We start from the raw sequence: 18,194 nt of genomic DNA, 5'->3' as shown, positions 1-18,194 counted from the left end.
ACGGCCTCGTCCTCAAACGCCGGACGGGCTGGGATACCTGGCGGGGGTCCAGGGGGCGCAGCGCCCCTGGCGGGGGTCTGGGGGCGGAGCCCCCAGGTACGGATGGGACGGGTAGGGGCGGCGGGGGCGAAAACCCCACCCCGGCACCCACCCCGGCACCCGCCCCGGATTCACGCGTGGTCGCCGACCCCATGCCCGAGCCCGTGCCCGTTCTCCTCCGCCCCCCGAAGCAGATCACGACCGAACTCGACCATCTTCTTCGCGTAGTCCTCGGTCCACTCGGCCCGCTCCCCGATGGCAGCCGGCGTAAGCCGGTCGAACCGGCGAGGATCGGCAAGCTGCGCGGCCGCGATCGCCTGGAACTCGAGCGCCCGATCGGCCGCCGCCCGGAACGCCAGCGTCAGCTCCGTCGCCCGCGACAGCAACTCCCGAGGATCGTCGATCGACTCGAGATCGAAGAAGTGCTCCGGGTCACCGGCCGCCTCCGCGGGCTCGAAGAGCAGGGGCGCGGGGCGTAGCCGCGGTTCGTTCCGACGCGGCGTGGGCTCCGCCATGTCTTCTCCTCCTCGTACAGTTCGGGGGCCCACTTCATGGATGGCCCACCGTCCATTGTCCCCCGCCCGCGCAAGTACGCCCGGAAGACCCGGACAGCGCGGCGATCAGGGCGTCCACGTCACCCGGTGTTCGGAGAGGTGATCCCACGTGGACATCATCGCCTCCCACCCGTCCGGGAATTTCACCGTGACCCCCAGCTGTACAGGCTCGGTGGACGGATGGTCGTCCAGCAGCTCCGTCACCCCCGTCCGGCTCACCACGACGCACGCGTGCCGATGCCGGGACGTGAGCACACACAATCGCCCCGTCTCCAGATGGAACGCGGTCGCGTCCGGCCGCCCGGACAGCGGATGGAGCACCACCGTCACATCGAACTCGCGCCCCTGGAGCCGGTTCGCCGTGTCGACGGTGACATCCGTGACACCGAGGTCACCGAGCGCGGCCCGCACGGCCGCCGCCTGATCCCGGTGCGCCGTGCCGACGGCGATCCGGTCGCCCGTCAGCGGCACCGGATCGGCCGACCGCTCCGACGTGGCCGCACCACCCCGGTCCAGCAGCCGCCGTACGACCTGGGCCACCGCCCGCACCGCCTCGGGGTCCGTACGAGGCGTGTGCCGGGCCGGCAGCTCCAGCAGCCCCCAACCCGCCTCCGCCGCCTCGTCGATGACCCGATCGGGCCCCGAACCGTCCGACGGCACACCGAAATTCAGTCTCCGGTCACCGGGTCCCGTCCCGCTGCGGAACGGCGTATACGGATAGAACGCGTTCGAGACCAGCGGAGCCGCGGACGCCGGCAGCCGCCAGGACACCGGCAGGCGGTGCTGCGGCAGCTCCGGATTGTGCGCGAGCAGCGTCGTCACCGCCGACGCCGACGGGTCGTACGACAGCCCCGCCCACTGTTCCGAACCCACGATCGCGAACGGGTCCAACTGCCCCGGATCGCCCACGAACAGCGCCCGCTCGAAGAGCCCCGCCACGGCCAGCAGCGCATCCGACCGCATCTGGTACGCCTCGTCGACGATCGCGTGCCGCCACGGCTCGACGCCCTTGACATGGGCCCACTTGGCGGCGGTCGAGACGACCACGTCGAGGCCCGCGAGGTCGGCCGCCTTGGTGGACTTGCGTACGTTCTCCAAGCGGTCGAGCGCCTTGTCGTACGGGTCCGGATCGCTGCTGTGCAACCGCCCGACGGGCAACTCCGCGTCCTTCTCGGCGAGCCGCAGCACCAGGTCGTCGACCTGGGCGTTGGTCTGCGCGATGATCATCAACGGGTTTCCGGCGGCGGCGAGTTCGAGCGCCGCGCGCACCACGAGGGTCGACTTTCCGGCGCCGGGCGGGGAGTCGACCACGACTCCGCGGTGGGTGCCGTGCAGGGTGTCGCGCAGGATCGCGTCGGTGGCGCGGGTGGCCGCGGCCGCCGGGTCGAAGACGGTGGTCACAGGACGTCGTCCTCCGTCACCGGGTCCGGCTGCGGTACGGCGTCGGGTTCGCCCGGAGGCCCGCCGTGCGTCCACGGTGTCTCCTCCGGGTCGGGCAGCTTCGCGCCGCCCCGCTGCTCGTGCTCGAAGAGCGTGAAGCAGACGAGGTCCCCCTTCACCGGCACGGACCCGACCTCGGGTTCCTTGCCGCGCCCCATCTTGTCGACGATCCGCAGCACCACAAGACCGTCACTCACCTCACTCACCTCATCCCCCTCGCGCCCGACGAACTCCTCGTACCCGACGAACTCCGCCGCCTGAGGTTTCCCGCCCAGCGACCGGAACACCTTCGTACGCTCCCCGAGGTAGGGCCGGTCGTCCGTGCGGACGGTCACCAGGGGGCGCGGGCTGGGCCGCTTGCCCTCGCTGTACGCCATGACGACGTCCGTGACCTCGCCCGCGAAGGCCTCGCCGGCGAGGCGCCGGCCGGCCATGACGAGCGGATCGTCGAGGGCTTCCTGCGCTTCCAGACGGGCCTGTTCGCGCTCGCGCGTGGCCAGCTTGTTCGCCGCGGTGACCGCGTCGTCGCGGCGCGGCTGCGGGGGCTCGCCCGCGGTGATCCGGTCGCGGTGGCCGGTGAACGACCAGCGGTCGCGGGTCCACCGGTCGGCCGCGTGCGCCCCCTCGGGCAGGGTCCGCAGCAGATCCAGACCGCGCCACACCGCATCCCAGGTGGGCCGCGTGACGCGCTCGACGAGGGCATGGATCTCCCCCTCGGCCGCGCCGAGTTCACCGAACCGGTCGTCCGCCTCCATGCCGTCCGCGGCGGCGGCGAGCGCCGTCCGCGCGCGGTCGTAGCGCTCGATGGCGGGCGCCAGCAGCTTGTTGTCGAAGGCGGGGTCGGTGGCGGGCCCGGCGGGCGGGCACAGGAGCTGCTCGTCGGGGCCCCGCCCAAGCTCCGCGCGCAGCGCCGCCGCCGCGCCCGACTCGCCCTCCGGGGGGTCGATCCAGGCGAGCAGCGCGCCCAGGTGCTGGTCCTCCAGGCTGCTCTGGCCGGTGGTCCAATGCCGGGCCAGTACGTCGGTGAGGGCGAGCAGCAGGGCGGAGCCGGGCACGCGGGCCCGCTCCCCGAAGTGCGTCAGCCACCGCCCGAGCAAGGGCACCCGGGGCGGCGCCGGATGGGGCGCCTCCGGCTCCTGCTCCGCGGTGCGCCGAAACCGCATGGAGCGCCCGAGCAGCCGTACGAACTCCACACCCGCTCGGCTCGGCACGATCAACTGTGGTGCGTCCGCGCACAGTTCGACCTCGACCTTGACCCGCTTGCCGGTCTCCGGATCGGTCTCGCTGCGCTCGGCCGCCTCGACGGCCTCCGCATACCCGTCGACGTACGGCAGGACGATGTCGGCCAGCTCCGCGAGGAACGCGAACCGCAGGTCCCGGTCCCGGGGCTGCGGCACGACCAGCAGGCGCGGCGCGTCCCGGTCCGTTCCGACGAGCGCACCGAGGGGGGCTCCGGCCTCACCCGCGGTGATCAGTGGCACGAACACGAGCGGCCGCTCGGCGAGATGCCGGTGCCGCACGGTGGCGGCGGGCTGCGCCCGCCCGCTCTCGACGGCTTCCAGCCGGGCGAGGGTGGCGATCAGCGACAAGGAGCCACCTCCGAAAGTTCTTCCTGACCGGTTCGGCCGGGGCGCGTCTCGCGCCCTCCCAAGGTCTCCGCGCGCAGCCGCGCGGCCCTGCGCAGGGCCGCGACCGCCGGGTCGTCCGGGTCCCCGGCCTCGCCGTGGGCCGCGGCCAGCACGTCCCCGACCGTCGTCAGCCCGCCCAGCTCCGCGCGCAGTGAGCGCCCCAGGGCCGTCACGGCGCCCTCGGCGCGGGCACGGTCGCGGCAGTGGAAGGCGAGTTCGCAGGCGGCCAGGCACTCGGGGGCGTAGGTCGCGGGGACCGATTCGACGGCGGTCGACAGCTGGTCGGCGGGGAGCTCGGGGGCGAAGCAGGTGCCCTCGGGAAGGGCGTCCGCGATGTCCTCGACGCGGGTGAGGCGGGCGAGCTGGCGGCGGGTGACCGCGCGCTGCTTGCGGATGTCGACGGCGGACGCGGTCGGGAGGTTGGAGAAGTCCTTGGGGCAGACCAGGAGGATGCGGTGGCGGACCTCGGGGCCGGGGCCGCTGTCTTGGGCGCTCCGCCCCCGGGGCGCCTCGGGCCCCTCCGGCTCCGCGCCGAGGCGCGCGGCGACCTCCTCCAGGGCGAGGACATACACCGCGGACTGGCGGGCGGCCGCGCCCACCTTCGCCGGGTCCGCCGAGCCGTCCAGCATCGGGAAGGACTTGATCTCGACGACCGTCCAGCAGCCGTCGGGGTGCACGACGACGGCGTCCGGTTCCAGGAAGGCGGGGGAGCCCGCGACGTCGAGGGCGAGCATGGGGTGGTCGAGCAGGGTCCAGACGCCGGCGGCGGTGGCCTCGCGCAGCGCGAGCGCCGTACGCGCCGCGCGCCCCTCGGGACCGACCGCGGTCAGGTCGGGGACGACACCGGCCGTGGGCGGCTCGGCGCCGGGGTCCAGCTTCTCGTGCACGAGCCGCAGCAGCTCCGCGCCCCCGTCGGCCTTGACCCGCGCCTCGAACGCGTTGCCCCGCATGAAGGCGAACTGCGACTGCCCGAAGGCGGAGGGCGAACCCAGCGCACCGGCCAGCTTCGCCTTGTCGACGCCCGCGCCGTCCAGCAGCGCGCGCCGCTCGCACCCCGGGTTCGCGGCGAGCGCCGCGAGGGCACGCGCGTCCAGCGCCTTGGGCGGTACGGCCGGACCGCGCAGCTCAGCGAGCCTTCCCCAAACTCTCGGCTTCGCTCGAGCAGGGGAGACCCCAATCCGCAGCGCCTTCCCCTGCGTCCGCGGGGAAGGCACCCGGCTCGGTTCCAGGCTCGGCGCCCTGCTCGGGCCCCGGCCCGGTTCGGGACTCGCGCTGTCGGGGAATTCGCTCACCCGTCGAAGTCTGGCATCCACCACTGACAATCGAGGAACGTGCGCTGGGCGAGGCGCCCGCGGCGCGAGCGAAACGAGTGTCCAGCAGTGCCTTCACCCGGCCCGCGAGCCGCATCACGTACGGGGTCAGCAGCAGTCCGACCCCCATCACGGCGGCGCCCGCCACCGCGTCGAGGAAGTAGTGGTTCGCGGTGCCCATCACGACGATCGTGGTGATCAGCGGATACGCGATGCCCGCGAGCCTGACGACGCGCGTGCGGCCGTAGCGCCACAGCATCACTCCGCACCACAGCGACCAGCCCACGTGCAGGCTCGGCATCGCCGCGTACTGGTTGGTCATGCTGCCCAGCCCGCGCGGCGCGCTCGCCTGACCGCCCCACCAGCCGTACGAGCTGTACTGCGCCATCGTGTCGACGAAGCCGTAGCCGGCCGAGAGCAGTCGGGGCGGGCAGGTCGGCAGCAGGGTGAAGCCGATCAGGCCGATCACCGTGGACGTCATCAGCCAGGTGCGGGCGGCGCGATAGCGCACGGCCCGGGAGCGGAAGAGCCAGACGAGGATCGCGGGCGTCACCAGGTAGTGCAGTGACGCGTACCAGAAGTCGGCGGGGATACCGAGCCACGCCTCGCGGGTGAACAGGCGGTTCAGGGGGTGCTCGGCGTTGAGGTGGAGCGCCTTCTCGATGCGCAGGATCTCCAGGCCGTGGTCGACGGCACTGGCGGTGTCGCCCCGGGCGAGCAGCCGGCCCGCCGAGTACGAGGCGTACACCATCAGGATCAGCGGCAGTTCGGTCCACCAGCGCAGGCGCGAGCGGGATGCGGCGGTGGTGCGCAGCTCGGTCCACCGGCGAAGCCAGGCGCGCGGTGCCGCCTCGCTACGCCGTGCATCGGTCTGCGGCATCCGATCGCCCTCCCCCATCTGCTTGCGGTGACCCGACAGCCCTGGCAGTCCTGCTGGACGCGACCCGACTGTCCGTAAGTGTGATGGAGACGATCCTCGGCCACACCCGATTTTACGGTGTATGTGAACGACCTGAGGAGGCGCCCCCGGTTGTCGTAGACGCAGAGATCGCCCGCCGGGTTGCCCGATACGCGGGTGAGCGATGATGGAGTGACCCATTCGTCACCTGAACCGGAAAGGCTCCTTTTCATGGCACCGCGCATCCTGCTGGCCCGGCACGGACAGACGGAATGGTCGCTGTCCGGCAAGCACACCGGCAGGACCGACATCCCGCTCCTGGAAGAGGGCCGACGCGGCGCCAAGGTCCTGGGCGAGCGACTGCACCGGTCGCCCTTCGACGGGCTCCGTGGAGTGGAGGTGCGCACCAGTCCGCTGGCGCGCGCGCGTGAGACATGCGAACTGGCCGGCTTCGGCGAGCGCGCGACCACCTGGGACACGCTCATGGAGTGGGACTACGGCGCCTACGAGGGCATGACCCCGGCCGAGATACAGGGGATACGCCCGGGCTGGTTCATCTGGCGCGACGGCGTCCCCGAGGGCGAGACCCTGGAGCAGGTCACCGCGCGCGCGGACGAGGTCGTCGCCTGGGCCCGCGCCGAGGACCGTGACGTTCTCGTCTTCGCGCACGGCCACATCCTCCGCTCCATCGGCGCCCGCTGGCTCGGCCTCCCCCTCGACTTCGCGGCCCGCATCCGCCTCAACCCGACCTCGCTGTCGGTGCTCGGCTGGGCCTACGGGGAGCCCGCGATCGAGGCGTGGAACGACTGCGGGCACCTGACCGCGTAAGCGTCCGCCGGTATCTGTCGGCATCCGCCGGTATCTGCCGGTATCTGCCGGTTTCGCGGGTGGCTCCGCTCACGCCGTTCGCGGCAGGCTCGCGTGGCGTTCCAGGAACGTCGAGACCCCTGATGCCCTGCGGTGCGGCAGCAGCACACGCGCGGTGCCCGCCAGCATGGTCTGGATGCGGGACGACTGGACCTCGCCCAGCAGGTCGAGGACGCGCATGCCGGCGAGGGCGGCCTCGTCCGGGCGGCCGCCGCGCGCGAGGTCGTCGGCGAGTTCGGCCGTGTAGAGGGCGATGTTGCGGGTGAAGTGCGGGTCCTGGAGGTGCGCGGCGCGCCGGGCGTGCCGGGCCGCGCGGGGCCAGTCGCCCAGCGTCGACCAGCACTGCGCCTCGAGACCCTCCAGTTCGGCCTCCCCGTAGAAGGTCATCCACTCGGGATCGGTCTCCGAGGGCCCGCGCTCGAAGAGGGTCTGCGCGCGGGCGAGCGCCTGCTCGCATCCGGGGCGGTCGGCGAGCCCCGCCCAGCCGCCCGCCTCGCGCAGCGAGAGCAGCGAGAGCAGACGCGGGGAGCCGAGGGGGCGTGCCGCGCGCTGCGCCGCCTGCGCCGCGCGCACCGCCTCGCGTGGGCGGCCCGCGTCGCGCGCGAGGAAGGCCGTGTTGCAGAAGGCGTGCGCCTCCAGGCCCGGGTCGCCGGACATCCGGGCGGTCGCGAGCGCCTCCGCGTAGTGCGAGCGCGCGTCGTCGTAGCGCCCGGAGTCGTGCGCCAACCAGCCTACTGAGATGGCCAGTTCGCCCGCCCCCGCGTACAGCCGGTCGGTGGTGGTCTGCCGGGTGGTGCCCGCGTCGAGCAGCTCGTACGCGGTCCGCAGCGGTGCCGCGGCGCGCCGGTAGAGGCCGTCGGCCCCATGCCGGTCGTCGAGCAGCCGGATCTTGCGTACGGCCTCTTCGAGGGCGCCCGCCTCGGACGCCCCCACCCGGTGGACACGGCGGTCCGCGGCCGCGGCCGCGGAGCCGAACGTGACCCCGAAGGGGCCCAGTGAGGCCGCCGCCATGGTGACGGTGCCTCCGGTCATGAATGCGCGACGCTGCACGTCGCTCTCCTCGTGGTTCTGATCATTTTGCTCGTACAGGAAGTGCGGGTCCTGCGTGGTGTCATACGGCTCGTGCGCCCCCTCGGTTTCATCCGGGGCGTACGGAAGGCTCGTGGTGCGAGGAGGGGGCGCCTCATCGGTGGGGCGCGCCCCTCGGCCGCGTACGGACGAGCGGGGTGAGAAGCCCAGGTCGGTCAGCGTGCGGCCGGGGAACATGTGCAGGAACACCCGCTCGTACGCGTAGTTGGGACAGCGGATCTCGCCCGCCTCCACCCGCCCGACATAGCGCGCGTCGCAGCTGACCCGCTCGCCGATCTCGCGCGCGGCTCGCCGCACCGCCGCGGCGAACTCGCCCGGCGAGCGCTGTCCGCGCAGCCGCCGGAAGGCGAGATTCGGCCGCGGTGGCTGGGGGGACTGGGACGAGGTCACCGTTGACGACGTCATGGCCGGGCCCTCTCTTGCGAACCGTCGAACCATGCCGGAGCCAAGGCGAGTTGTCCGTGTACTGCCTGTGGTGCCCTGTCCCGGCGGAGCAAGAACGTACCTGCTGTGACGGCGTCGCCACGCAGCGTTTAGCTACAAAACGGATATCTCATGCATGATCTGCCATGAACTGCCATCCTTTGCGGCGGTGTTCCGCCGTAGCCGTTGACGTTCCGACGCGTTGAACCCGATGGACCGGGAGCGCACCCGAACTCCCGACCCACTCGTGCAGGAGGAGGGGTTCCGTGTTGGAGGCCGGGATGGAGAGCACCGAGTTCCGTACGTCGCTGTCGACCGCCGAGCACAGACCGTCCCCGGAGTGCAGCGCCTCACCACAGCCGGTCGCCGACTGCGACCTCGTGACCGTTCCGGCACGCCAGGGCCTGGAGGCGGTCGACATCCTCCGCCGCGGCTCCAGCGACTCGGTCGGGCCCGTCCTGCACGACGACGGCTGCGACACCCTCGGCTTCCTGGTGCCGCCCGGCACCGCCGACGCCTGGGACGTGCCGGGCAGCACCTGCACCCAGACCAACGGCCGCGGCCTCCAGCTGGCCCCCGAGCCCCCGGTCGAAGGCTCGGACTGGCTGCTCCCGCCGGAGGAGGCGGACCTCGCGACCGATCCGGCCGTGCTGCGGGCGGCGCTCGGCGAGGCGGCGCGACTGATCGAGGCCGCGGACAACTGCCGCTGAGCCGACCTCCTCGTACGCCCCGATAATGGTGGGGTGGGAAGGTCGAGGAACAAACGGTCCGACGATGGGCGCTCCGACGACGGGCGGGACGCGGGGCGTGGCGCGCGCCGGGGCCGGGCGGGCGTCGAGCCGATCGTCGAGACGGTCGACGGCGGGCTCGCCGAGCTGATACCCGACCGTGACCGCGCACGCGCCTGGACCCTGCTGATCGACGGCGCCCCGCAGTCGCATGTGGACCTCGACGACCCCGCGTACCTCAGCTTCGAGTACCAGCGCCGGCTCGGCCACGTCATCGACCTCGTCGCCCCGCCCGGCAAGCCCGTGCACGCCGTGCACCTCGGCGGCGGCGCCTTCACCCTCGCCCGCTACACCGCCGCGACCCGCCCCCGCTCCACCCAGCAGATCGTCGAACGCGACGCGCCTTTGGTCCAACTGGTCCGCCGCGAACTCCCGTTGGACCCGAACGCCCGGATCCGGGTGCGCTCCATGGACGCCCGGGACGGGCTCGCCAAAGTGCCGGACGGCTGGGCGGACCTGGTGATCGCCGATGTGTTCAGCGGAGCGCGTACGCCCGCCCACCTCACGTCCGTCGAATTCCTCGGCGACGTCCGCAGGGTCGTCAAGCCCGGTGGCCTGTACGCCGCCAACCTCGCGGACGGACCGCCGCTGGCCCACCTGCGCGGCCAGATCGCCACCGCCGCGACCGTCTTCCCCGAGCTGGCCCTCGTCGCCGACCCGACAGTACTGCGCGGCAAACGCTTCGGGAACGCCGTCCTCGTCGCCTCCGACCATCCCCTGCCCGTGGCCGAACTGACCCGCCGCGCCGCCTCGGACCCGCACCCCGGCCGCGTCGAACACGGCAAGCAGCTGGCCGACTTCACCGGAGGAGCGCTACCGGTGGCGGACGCGGCAGCGGTGGCGTCCCCGGCGCCACCGGCATCGGTGTTCCGCTGATGGCCGAAGGAGCTAGTAGGTTCCGATGTCCACCCTCGGCGGCCCGTCATGCCACGTACAGAACACCGACACCCGATCCGCCCCCGAGGTGAACTCCACCCGGATCCAACTCTCCGTCTTCCACACCTGCATCGACCAACCGGAGCCCGGCGTCGCGGACACGAGCGTCGCGGACGTCTCGTCGAGGTCGAAGACGGCCCGCCCGCCGTCGGTGTCGTAACTCTTGACGCGACCGGAGGCCGTCGGGCTGCTCGCGCTGGGGGAGGGCGACTTCGAAGGTGACGGCGTGGTGGTCGGCTTGCGGCTCGTCTCCGGTTTCGGGGCGGCGGGACTGGGCGACGCCGGGGACCGACCGGTCGACGAGGCGAGCGGCTTCGCCTCCTGCGTGGCGGCGTCGGCCGCCGTGATGGGCAGGGCGCGCGGGGGATTGTAGGCCGTCCCCGTCATGACCGTGTGCACACCCCACCACGACAACGTGACCGCCGCGCCCGTGGCGAGCGACCATGCCAGTACGTGTACCAGTCCTCTGAGCATCGCCGGCCATACTGCCCCACGCGCCCCACGGGTGTCTCATGGACTGTGCGCAGTCGGAGTTATCCACAGGCGCCGGACCGGCATCGCACAGATGGCGTACGGTGCGGCGCATGGCAAGTGTGCTCGTGGTCGAGGACGACCAGTTCGTACGCAGCGCTCTCATCCGGCATCTGACCGACGCCTCGCACACGGTGCGCAGCGTCGGCACCGCGCTTGAGGCGCTGCGCGAGGTGGCCCATTTCTCCTTCGACGTCGTCATCCTGGACCTCGGCCTGCCCGATCTGGACGGGGCCGAGGCGCTGAAGATGCTCCGCGGCATCACCGACGTCCCGGTGATCATCGCCACCGCGCGGGACGACGAGACGGAGATCGTCCGGTTGTTGAACGACGGGGCGGACGACTATCTGACCAAGCCGTTCTCGGTCGAGCACCTGTCCGCGCGGATGGCCGCCGTCCTGCGCCGCTCGCGCGCGGCGGGGGACACACCCGCGTCGCCGGTCATCCGGGTCGGCGGCCTCGCCATCGACCCCCTGCGCCGCCAGGCCGAATTGGACGGCGTCCGGCTGGATCTCACCCGGCGCGAGTTCGACCTGCTCGCCTTTCTCGCCGGGCGGCCCGGTGTCGTCGTGGCGCGCCGGGAGCTGCTGGCGGAGGTGTGGCAGCAGTCGTACGGGGACGATCAGACCATCGACGTCCATCTGTCGTGGCTGCGCCGGAAATTGGGCGAGACGGCGGCGCGGCCGCGCTATCTGCACACGTTGAGGGGCGTCGGCGTCAAGCTGGAGCCGCCGAGGACGGAACCACCGACGGCGGTGCCGCCGCTATGAGGTGGGCGCTGGTCAAGGTGTGCGTGGCGGTGACCGCGATGGTCGTGGTGGCCTTCGCGGTTCCGCTGGGGCTCGTCATCAAGGAGATGGCGAGGGACCGGGCCTTCTCGAATGCCGAGCGGGAGGCCGCGGCCATCGCGCCCGCGCTCTCCATCACCACCGACCGGGACGAGTTGGCGCGGGTCGTCGCCTCCGCGGGCTCGGACGACGGGATGGCCGTGCACATACCGGCGAGTGACGGCGAGGCGGCGGTCGACATCGGGCGCCGGCGCGCCGCCGCCGAGGACATCGCCACCACGCGCAAGCTGGGCCGGGCCTCCACCACGGAGGTCCCCGGTGGCTCCACCCTGCTCCAGCCCACCGCGCTGAGCTCCGGTGAGATCGCGGTCGTGGAGGTGTACGTCCCCGAGTCCGAGGTCAGCAACGGCGTGGGTACGGCCTGGGCGGTGCTCGCCGCGGTCGGCGTCGCGCTCATCATCGGCTCGGTCGCGGTCGCCGACCGGCTGGGCGTGCGGATGGTGCAGCCGGCGCAGCGGCTGGTCGAGGGCGCGCACGAGTTGGGGGAGGGGAAGCTGGGGGCGCGGGTGCCCGAGGAAGGCCCGACCGAACTGCGGCTGGCGGCGGTCGCGTTCAACTCGATGGCCGATCAGGTCGTACAACTCCTGGCGAACGAGCGGGAGTTGGCGGCAGATCTCTCGCACCGCCTGCGCACCCCGCTGACCGTGCTGCGGCTGAACACCGCCTCGCTCGGGGACGGGCCCGCCGCCGAGCAGACCCGGGCCGCCGTCGCGCAGTTGGAGCGGGAGGTCGACACGATCATCCGGACGGCCCGGGAAGCCAAACCGCAGACGGCGGCGATAGGTGTCGGGGCCGGCTGCGACGCGTCCGAGGTCGTCCGTGAGCGGATGGACTTCTGGTCGGCGCTCGCGGAGGACGAGGGCCGCAAGGTGCGGGTCGCGGGCGTGGACCGGCCGGTTCGCATACCGGTCGCCCGGGCCGACCTCGTGGCCGCGCTCGACGCCCTCCTCGGCAACGTCTTCCGGCACACCCCGGAGGGCACGGCCTTCGCGGTCGACGTGCACAACGGCGAGGACGCGGTGATCGTGCTGGTGTCGGACGCGGGGCCGGGGATCGTGGACCCGGAGGCGGCGATGGCACGGGGACGCGGGTCCGGGAGCGACGGCTCGACCGGGCTCGGCCTGGACATCGTGCGGCGGCTCGCGGAGTCGACGGGCGGGGATGTGCGGATCGGCTCGTCGGTGCTGGGGGGTACCGAGGTGCGGATCTGGATCCAGCTGGACGGGCGGGCGCCGGTTCGGCGAGGTCACAGGGGGTCCGTACGGCGGCGTAGGCGCGGCGTGGGTGTGAGCTGATCCGCGCCGGCCGTCGGGCCGAAGTGGTCGCTATTGGCCCCGGCCGGATCCTCCCCTCCGGGCCGGGGTGAACCCGGTGGGAGGGTGCGGCTTGTCGCCGTTCAGCCGACCTCTCCCCAAGGCTCCAGGCCCTCACTCCGCCCGCAGCGCCCGCGCCACCCGGGTCCGCGCGGCCCACCCCGCCGGCAGCAGCGCACCGGCCACGGCGATCACCACCCCGGCCAGGGCCAGCAGGGTCAGGGTGAGGACGTCGTACACGTCGATGAGGCTCGCCGGGATCCGGGTGCCGACTGCGTTTCCCATCGCAGGCATGACGTACCCGTGCAGGATCACGCCCAGCGGGACGCCGATCACGCCGGCCCCCAAGCCGATGGCCGCCACCGAGGTGAGGACCTGGGCGACCGTCTGGCGTGGTGACATGCCGAGGGCCTTGAGGATGCCCAGGTCACGGACGCGGTCGCGGGTGTCGAGCACCACCGTGTTGAGGACACCCAGGCAGGCCACCACCACCAGCATGAGGGTGAGCGTCGCGATCAGTGCCTGCATGGCCAGGATGACACTCGACTCGCCCTGCCCGGTGCGGAACGCCTCCGCGCCGAGCGCCTTCAGGTCCGCGTTGAGCGCCTCGACGTAGCTCCTCGTGTCCGCTCCCGAGTCGAGCGTCACGCTGAACTCGCTGGGCTGGTAATCGATAGGGAGTCCTGCCAGTGACGAGGTGGAAGTGCGGAGGGTCAGCCCCTCCTCGCTCAGGTCGAAGACCTCTCCCACGATCTTCAGCCGGACCGTGCGGCCCTGCTCGGACAGCGTCACCGTGTCCCCGAGCCGCTTGCCCGTCACCTGCAGAAAGCGCGAGGCCGCCACCGCCTCTCCGCGCGCCGCGAACCAGCGGCCCTCCACCATGGTGCGGCGGCTGTGCGCGAAGTCCCCGTCGTACGCCCGCATCGGCACCGCACCCTTGAGGCCCGGCACGCGTACCTGGGCACGGGCGGTGCGGTAGGACGAGGCCTTCTCCGGGCGGGACTCGATCACCGCTGCGACCGCCGCCGCATCGGCGGGTCCGGCGGCCCCGGAACCGAATTCCACGCGCACCATCGTCCGTACCGTCACCGCTCCCGCCGCCCGGTCCGGTTCGCCGTTGCTCTGGATCGCGAACAGCGTGCTTCCGAGGCCCATCGCGAACGTCACCGCCAGCGCCCCGAACGCCACCGCCCCGGCCGTCGTCGCCGAACGGGCGGGCCGCGCGAACGGGCCCGCCAGCCCCAGGCTCACCGCACGGGGCAGCGGCAGCCGGCCCAGCAGATGCCGTACGCCACGCCCCCGGGCGGAGGTCGCCGCGCGGCCGACACCGAGCACCGACGCGGTACGCAGCCGGGCCGCCCGCAGCGCGGGGGCCAGCGCGGTCACGGCGACGACCGCGAGGACGGCGAGGGGCACCACGAGGTTCACCCACAGCGGGATCAGCAGCTTGCCCGTCCCGTAGGACGTGGCCACGTCCGCCATCAGCGGCACGGCGAGCAGATCGCCCAGGAACACGCCCAGTACCGCACCCACCACCGCCGGGATCAGCGCCTGTGCCACATAGGCCCGCCCCACCTGGAACGGGGTGAGCCCGAGGGACTTCAGGATCCCGATGCGCCGGGTCGCGGCACTCACCGCACCGCTCACCACGATCCCGATCACCAGCACCGACATGGCGAGCCCCAGCAGCGCGAAGGCGGTGACGAAGGGGATGTACGCGCCCGTGACCGCGTCGGCGGCCTGCTTGACGTCGAGATAGGACTGGGAACCGGTGAGCGTGCGATCCGGCACGGCGGCGGTGACCGCCTTGAGGCCGGCGGCGACATCGGCGCGGCTGTCCGCGTCGGTGAGGCGGTAGAGCATCTGGTACGAGGGTTTCGCGTCCAGCGCCGTCAACTGCGCCGGTACGACCCACGCGTCGGCGCTCTCCCCCACCGACTCGGCGATCCCGACCACGGTGAGCTCCACGTCCCCGGCGCTCACCGTGTTACCCACCTGCATGGCCGGGTTGACGGAACCCGCCTCCACGACGATCTCGCCCGGCGCCTTCACCCAGCGGCCGTTGACGAGGCTGACGTCGTCCACGGCGCCGTCGGCCGATGCCCGCCCGGCCACGGTGAGCGGCGTGGGCGCGACGCCGGGCGGTTCGCCCTCGGTCGCGTGCAGCCGGGCGGAGGTCACCGGGAAGGGGCCCGCGGTCGCCTCAATTCCCTTCACGGACGCGGTCTTCGTGAGCTGCGATGCCAGGACCCCCTTGAACTCCGCCGTCAGATGCGCCCCGTGCTGCCGTGCGAAGGCCTTGTCGAACGGTGCGTGCGACGCGACCAGCAGCCCGACCGCGAGCACGGACGCCGCCACCGACAGCAGCGTCGTCAGCACGATCACCGTCGTCTGCACGTGTCGCTTGCCGACCCCGGCGCGCACCACTTTCCCGAGGGCGCCGAGACGGCTGCCCAGCACGTCCGCCCGGCTCACGACGCCACCGCCGGAACGTCGCTCGCGATGCGCCCGTCGACCAGCTCGATCGTCCGGGTCGCGCAGGAATGGGCCAGCGCCAGATCGTGCGTGACCAGCACGATCGTCTGCCCGTCCGCGTTGAGCTCGCGCAGCAGTTCCCGGACCTCCGCCCCGGACGCCGTGTCCAGCGCCCCGGTCGGTTCGTCGGCGAGCAACAGCGGCGGCCGGTTCATCAGCGCGCGGGCGACGGCGACGCGTTGCCGTTCGCCGCCGGAGAGCCGGCCGGGGTAGGCGCGGGCGTGCCGGTCGATGCCGAGGTAGGCCAGCAGTTCGGCGGCTCGGGCGGCCGCCTTCGCCCGGGGCATGCCGGACAGCTGGGCCGGCAGCAGCACGTTGTCGGCGACCGTCAGATCGTCGAGGAGGTTGAAGAACTGGAACACCATCCCGATCCGGGAGCGCCGGTAGCGGGCCGAGGCGCTCTCGCTCAACTCGTCGACCCGCAACCCGTCGACGGTGACGCTGCCCTCGCTCGGCCGGTCGAGACCGGCGATCAGGTTGAGCAGGGTCGACTTGCCGCTGCCGGACGGACCCAGCACCGCGAGCGCCTCCCCGGCCCGCACCCTCAGCGTCAGCCCGGCGAGCGCCGGTGGGCCCTCGTCGTACGCCTTGCGCACCTCGCGCAGCTCGATCAGGGGATCGGTCATGGTTCCTCCACGGCTCGGCGTCATCGGGCCCCGAAGCTAGGCGCGGGCGCCGGGCGGGCACGTCGGCCGCGGTGGGGAAGACCCGTACCGTGCTGGGCGGAGCCGGGGCCGCGTCATCCCCGCGATGTACGCCGGAGAGGTACGCGCCTGCGCCGTACGACGGATCCCCAGGTCCCGGAGGGCTTGGCACACTGGCCCGGTGAAACGTGCGCTTCCCCTCGTCGGTGTGCCGCCGCGGCTGTCCCGCTGGGCCTGGGCCGCGGACGCGGTACTTGCCCTGGTGCTGGCCGTCGGCACGGTCAGCGCCGACCTGGACCGGGCGTACGTGGACGATGTGCCCCAGGACGGGGACGACACCAAGGTGCTTGTACCGGACCCGCGGGTGCCGCCCGTCCCGCCCGTCCCTCCGGTCGGAGCCCGCGTCATCGTCCCGGCCGTCGAGCACACCCTGGGCCCCCTCACCTGGTGGGCGATGGTGCTGGCGGTGCTGACCGCGGTACCGCTGGCGTGGCGCAGGCGGTATCCGCTGGCGGCGTTCTGGGCGGTGCTCGGGGCGACGGCGCTGTTCCATCTGAGCGAGGTCAACAGGGACGCCACGGCGGTCACGTTCGCCTCGGTGCTGATCGCGGCGTACAGCGCGGCGATGTACAGCCCGCACCGCAAGGCCGCGGGGGCGAGCCTGGCGGTCGGCGCCGTCCTGCTCGCCGCCGACGGGCTGGTCCCGGACGTCGACCGCAGTCTCATCCCGCTGCTGGTGCTGGCGCCGATCGCGCTGGCCGCCAATGGCCTCCACGCCTGGCGCCAGCGGGTCCGGGCCATGCAGGCGCAGCAGGAGGCCGCCACCCGGCGTGCCGTGGACGAGGAACGGCAGCGCATCGCCCGCGAGTTGCACGACGTGGTCACCCACAACGTGAGCATGATGACGATCCAGGCCGGCGCGGCCCGCAAGGTGCTGGACGTGTCCCCGGACCAGGCCCGCGAGGCGATGCTCGCGGTGGAGGCGGCCGGGCGGACCGCGATGTCGGAGCTGCGGCAGGTGATGGGCCTGCTCACCATGGCCTCCGACGGCTCACCGGAGAACGTGGACCTGGCGCCGCAGCCGGGCCTGGACCGGCTGGACGAACTGGTGTCCCGGGTGCGCGGCACGGGCGTACCGATCGAGCTCACCGTCACCGGCACCCCGCGCGAACTCCCCGCCGGAGTGGACCTGGCCGCCTACCGCGTCGTACAGGAAGCACTCACGAACGCCGTGAAGCACGCGGCGGGGGCGAGCGTGACCGTCGCCGTCACGTACGCGCCCGGCGAGCTGCGGGTGGACGTACAGGACTCCGGCGGCGTGCCGACGTCCGCCGAGGGCAACGGCCGCGGCCTCATCGGCCTGCGGGAACGGCTCGCGGTGTACGGCGGTACGCTGCACAACGGCAGGCGCCCGCGCGGGGGTTACCGGGTCGGTGCCGTGATCCCAGTGGAGGACCCGTGACCGAGGCGCCGCGCGTGGTGATCGTCGACGACCAGGCCCTGGTCCGCACCGGCTTCCGGATGATCCTCGCGGCGGACGGCATCGAGGTGGTCGGGGAGGCCTCCGACGGCGAGCAGGCGGTCGCGGTGGTACGGCGCACACTCCCGGACGTCGTCCTGATGGACGTCCGGATGCCGGGCACCGACGGCCTGGAGGCGACCCGCCGCATCCTCGACGGCAGCCAGGACCCGCCCCGCGTCATCATCCTCACCACGTACGACCTCGACCAGTACGTCTACGCCGCGCTGACCGCCGGCGCCAGCGGCTTCCTCCTCAAGGACGTGCCCCCCGAGCACCTTGCCGCCGCCGTCCGCCTGGTCCGCTCCGGCGACGCGCTGCTCGCCCCCACCATCACCCGCCGCCTGGTGGAGCGCTTCGCCACGACCGACACCCGTACGGCTTCCCTGCACCGCGACCTGTCCGCGCTCACCCCGAGAGAGCTGGAAGTACTCGCCGCCCTGGCCCGCGGCCACACCAACGCGGAGCTGGCCCGCCGCTTCCATCTGAGCGAGGCCACGGTGAAGACCCACGTGGCCCGCATCCTGTCCAAGCTCCAGCTCCGCGACCGCGCCCAGGCGGTGATCGCCGCGTACGAGACGGGGCTGATCACACCGGGCTCCGCCCTGACGGGCTGACACCGGTCAACTTCCGGTGGCGAGACCGGACTTGAGGGTGCGGAGGAGGTGCGCGAGGGCGTGGGGTGTGGTGGTGGCGATGGCGTACGGGTGGTCGCTTTCGCGGAGGTGGATGTGGCCCGGGGTCGCTGCCGCCAGCTCTATGCACTCACCTTCGCCGCCGCCGCTGAATGAGGATTTCTGCCAGGTGGGTTGAGGCATCTCGGGGGTTCCTT

At 72.8% G+C, this 18,194-nt stretch carries 17 protein-coding genes; 7 read left to right on the top strand and 10 right to left on the bottom strand.

The features are described from left to right. Positions 1 to 170 precede the first annotated feature (170 nt). From ACX28W_RS10170 to ACX28W_RS10150, 5 genes are all read right to left on the bottom strand, one after another. Positions 171 to 554, bottom strand: coding sequence for a hypothetical protein (locus tag ACX28W_RS10170; RefSeq protein WP_458998540.1), 384 nt, complete (start codon positions 552 to 554; stop codon positions 171 to 173). Positions 555 to 659: 105 nt separating this feature from the next. Next, positions 660 to 1,994: an AAA domain-containing protein gene (locus ACX28W_RS10165; protein ID WP_458998538.1), complete on the bottom strand. Its 1,335-nt coding sequence runs from the start codon at positions 1,992 to 1,994 to the stop codon at positions 660 to 662. Further along, entirely contained in the window at positions 1,991 to 3,622 is a 1,632-nt protein-coding gene (locus tag ACX28W_RS10160; RefSeq protein WP_458998536.1) for a hypothetical protein, read from the bottom strand. Before ACX28W_RS10160 ends, ACX28W_RS10165 begins: the two co-directional genes overlap by 4 nt. Next, a complete protein-coding gene (locus ACX28W_RS10155) occupies positions 3,613 to 4,875 on the bottom strand; it encodes a hypothetical protein (RefSeq protein ID WP_458998534.1) in 1,263 nt (420 codons plus the stop codon). The genes ACX28W_RS10160 and ACX28W_RS10155 overlap by 10 nt, the downstream gene beginning before the upstream one ends. Then, positions 4,787 to 5,851, bottom strand: coding sequence for a phosphatase PAP2 family protein (locus ACX28W_RS10150; RefSeq protein WP_458998533.1), 1,065 nt, complete (start codon positions 5,849 to 5,851; stop codon positions 4,787 to 4,789). The genes ACX28W_RS10155 and ACX28W_RS10150 overlap by 89 nt, the downstream gene beginning before the upstream one ends. A gap of 249 nt (positions 5,852 to 6,100) precedes the next feature. On the opposite strand from ACX28W_RS10150, the gene ACX28W_RS10145 reads away from it, so the two are divergent. Then, positions 6,101 to 6,697, top strand: a complete 597-nt coding sequence (locus tag ACX28W_RS10145; RefSeq protein WP_458998531.1) for a histidine phosphatase family protein — start codon at positions 6,101 to 6,103, stop codon at positions 6,695 to 6,697. A 69-nt stretch (positions 6,698 to 6,766) separates the two neighbouring features. On the opposite strand, the gene ACX28W_RS10140 is transcribed toward ACX28W_RS10145, so the two are convergent. Then, positions 6,767 to 8,230: a hypothetical protein gene (locus tag ACX28W_RS10140; RefSeq protein ID WP_458998529.1), complete on the bottom strand. Its 1,464-nt coding sequence runs from the start codon at positions 8,228 to 8,230 to the stop codon at positions 6,767 to 6,769. 299 nt (positions 8,231 to 8,529) lie between these two features. Here ACX28W_RS10140 and ACX28W_RS10135 point away from each other — a divergent pair, with 299 nt between their 5' ends. Further along, complete coding sequence (locus tag ACX28W_RS10135; RefSeq protein ID WP_458998528.1) at positions 8,530 to 8,958, top strand: hypothetical protein; 429 nt, start codon at positions 8,530 to 8,532, stop codon at positions 8,956 to 8,958. 132 nt (positions 8,959 to 9,090) lie between these two features. Continuing rightward, positions 9,091 to 9,912, top strand: a complete 822-nt coding sequence (locus tag ACX28W_RS10130; protein ID WP_458998562.1) for a spermidine synthase — start codon at positions 9,091 to 9,093, stop codon at positions 9,910 to 9,912. 12 nt (positions 9,913 to 9,924) lie between these two features. Here the strand turns inward: ACX28W_RS10130 and ACX28W_RS10125 are convergent, their stop codons facing one another. Continuing rightward, positions 9,925 to 10,446, bottom strand: a complete 522-nt coding sequence (locus tag ACX28W_RS10125) for a hypothetical protein (RefSeq protein ID WP_458998526.1) — start codon at positions 10,444 to 10,446, stop codon at positions 9,925 to 9,927. A 110-nt stretch (positions 10,447 to 10,556) separates the two neighbouring features. Here ACX28W_RS10125 and ACX28W_RS10120 point away from each other — a divergent pair, with 110 nt between their 5' ends. Both ACX28W_RS10120 and ACX28W_RS10115 read left to right on the top strand, forming a co-directional pair. Further along, the gene (locus tag ACX28W_RS10120) at positions 10,557 to 11,273 is read left to right on the top strand and encodes a response regulator transcription factor (protein ID WP_458998524.1); all 717 of its coding nucleotides are present in this window, start codon (positions 10,557 to 10,559) and stop codon (positions 11,271 to 11,273) included. Further along, positions 11,270 to 12,646 carry a sensor histidine kinase gene (locus ACX28W_RS10115; RefSeq protein ID WP_458998522.1) on the top strand — a complete coding sequence of 459 codons (1,377 nt, stop codon included), beginning with the start codon at positions 11,270 to 11,272 and terminating at the stop codon, positions 12,644 to 12,646. Before ACX28W_RS10120 ends, ACX28W_RS10115 begins: the two co-directional genes overlap by 4 nt. Positions 12,647 to 12,778: 132 nt before the next feature. Here ACX28W_RS10115 and ACX28W_RS10110 read toward each other — a convergent pair whose 3' ends face one another. After that, positions 12,779 to 15,139 (bottom strand): ABC transporter permease, encoded by a 2,361-nt coding sequence (locus ACX28W_RS10110; protein ID WP_458998520.1) that lies wholly within the window; start codon positions 15,137 to 15,139, stop codon positions 12,779 to 12,781. Next, positions 15,136 to 15,825, bottom strand: a complete 690-nt coding sequence (locus ACX28W_RS10105; protein WP_458998518.1) for an ABC transporter ATP-binding protein — start codon at positions 15,823 to 15,825, stop codon at positions 15,136 to 15,138. The genes ACX28W_RS10110 and ACX28W_RS10105 overlap by 4 nt, the downstream gene beginning before the upstream one ends. 199 nt (positions 15,826 to 16,024) lie before the next feature. Here ACX28W_RS10105 and ACX28W_RS10100 point away from each other — a divergent pair, with 199 nt between their 5' ends. Both ACX28W_RS10100 and ACX28W_RS10095 read left to right on the top strand, forming a co-directional pair. Beyond that, positions 16,025 to 17,305, top strand: a complete 1,281-nt coding sequence (locus ACX28W_RS10100) for a sensor histidine kinase (protein ID WP_458998516.1) — start codon at positions 16,025 to 16,027, stop codon at positions 17,303 to 17,305. Next, the gene (locus ACX28W_RS10095) at positions 17,302 to 17,979 is read left to right on the top strand and encodes a response regulator (protein ID WP_458998514.1); all 678 of its coding nucleotides are present in this window, start codon (positions 17,302 to 17,304) and stop codon (positions 17,977 to 17,979) included. The genes ACX28W_RS10100 and ACX28W_RS10095 overlap by 4 nt, the downstream gene beginning before the upstream one ends. Positions 17,980 to 17,985: 6 nt before the next feature. Here ACX28W_RS10095 and ACX28W_RS10090 read toward each other — a convergent pair whose 3' ends face one another. Beyond that, the gene (locus ACX28W_RS10090; protein WP_458998512.1) at positions 17,986 to 18,180 is read right to left on the bottom strand and encodes a DUF397 domain-containing protein; all 195 of its coding nucleotides are present in this window, start codon (positions 18,178 to 18,180) and stop codon (positions 17,986 to 17,988) included. Positions 18,181 to 18,194: the final 14 nt, after the last annotated feature.

This window comes from Streptomyces sp. SD15 (assembly GCF_054462255.1).
The sequence above is the reverse complement of the archived record's forward strand: the minus strand, read 5'-3'. Positions and strand labels throughout refer to the sequence as shown.

What these genes read in the sequence shown, in the direction of transcription:
- ACX28W_RS10170 (WP_458998540.1), bottom strand. Translation starts at nt 554, where the DNA reads ATGGCGGAGCCCACGCCGCGTCGGAACGAACCGCGGCTACGCCCCGCG.
- ACX28W_RS10150 (WP_458998533.1), bottom strand. Translation starts at nt 5,851, where the DNA reads ATGCCGCAGACCGATGCACGGCGTAGCGAGGCGGCACCGCGCGCCTGG.
- ACX28W_RS10145 (WP_458998531.1), top strand. Translation starts at nt 6,101, where the DNA reads ATGGCACCGCGCATCCTGCTGGCCCGGCACGGACAGACGGAATGGTCG.
- ACX28W_RS10140 (WP_458998529.1), bottom strand. Translation starts at nt 8,230, where the DNA reads ATGACGTCGTCAACGGTGACCTCGTCCCAGTCCCCCCAGCCACCGCGG.
- ACX28W_RS10135 (WP_458998528.1), top strand. Translation starts at nt 8,530, where the DNA reads ATGGAGAGCACCGAGTTCCGTACGTCGCTGTCGACCGCCGAGCACAGA.
- ACX28W_RS10125 (WP_458998526.1), bottom strand. Translation starts at nt 10,446, where the DNA reads ATGCTCAGAGGACTGGTACACGTACTGGCATGGTCGCTCGCCACGGGC.
- ACX28W_RS10120 (WP_458998524.1), top strand. Translation starts at nt 10,557, where the DNA reads ATGGCAAGTGTGCTCGTGGTCGAGGACGACCAGTTCGTACGCAGCGCT.
- ACX28W_RS10115 (WP_458998522.1), top strand. Translation starts at nt 11,270, where the DNA reads ATGAGGTGGGCGCTGGTCAAGGTGTGCGTGGCGGTGACCGCGATGGTC.
- ACX28W_RS10105 (WP_458998518.1), bottom strand. Translation starts at nt 15,825, where the DNA reads ATGACCGATCCCCTGATCGAGCTGCGCGAGGTGCGCAAGGCGTACGAC.
- ACX28W_RS10090 (WP_458998512.1), bottom strand. Translation starts at nt 18,180, where the DNA reads ATGCCTCAACCCACCTGGCAGAAATCCTCATTCAGCGGCGGCGGCGAA.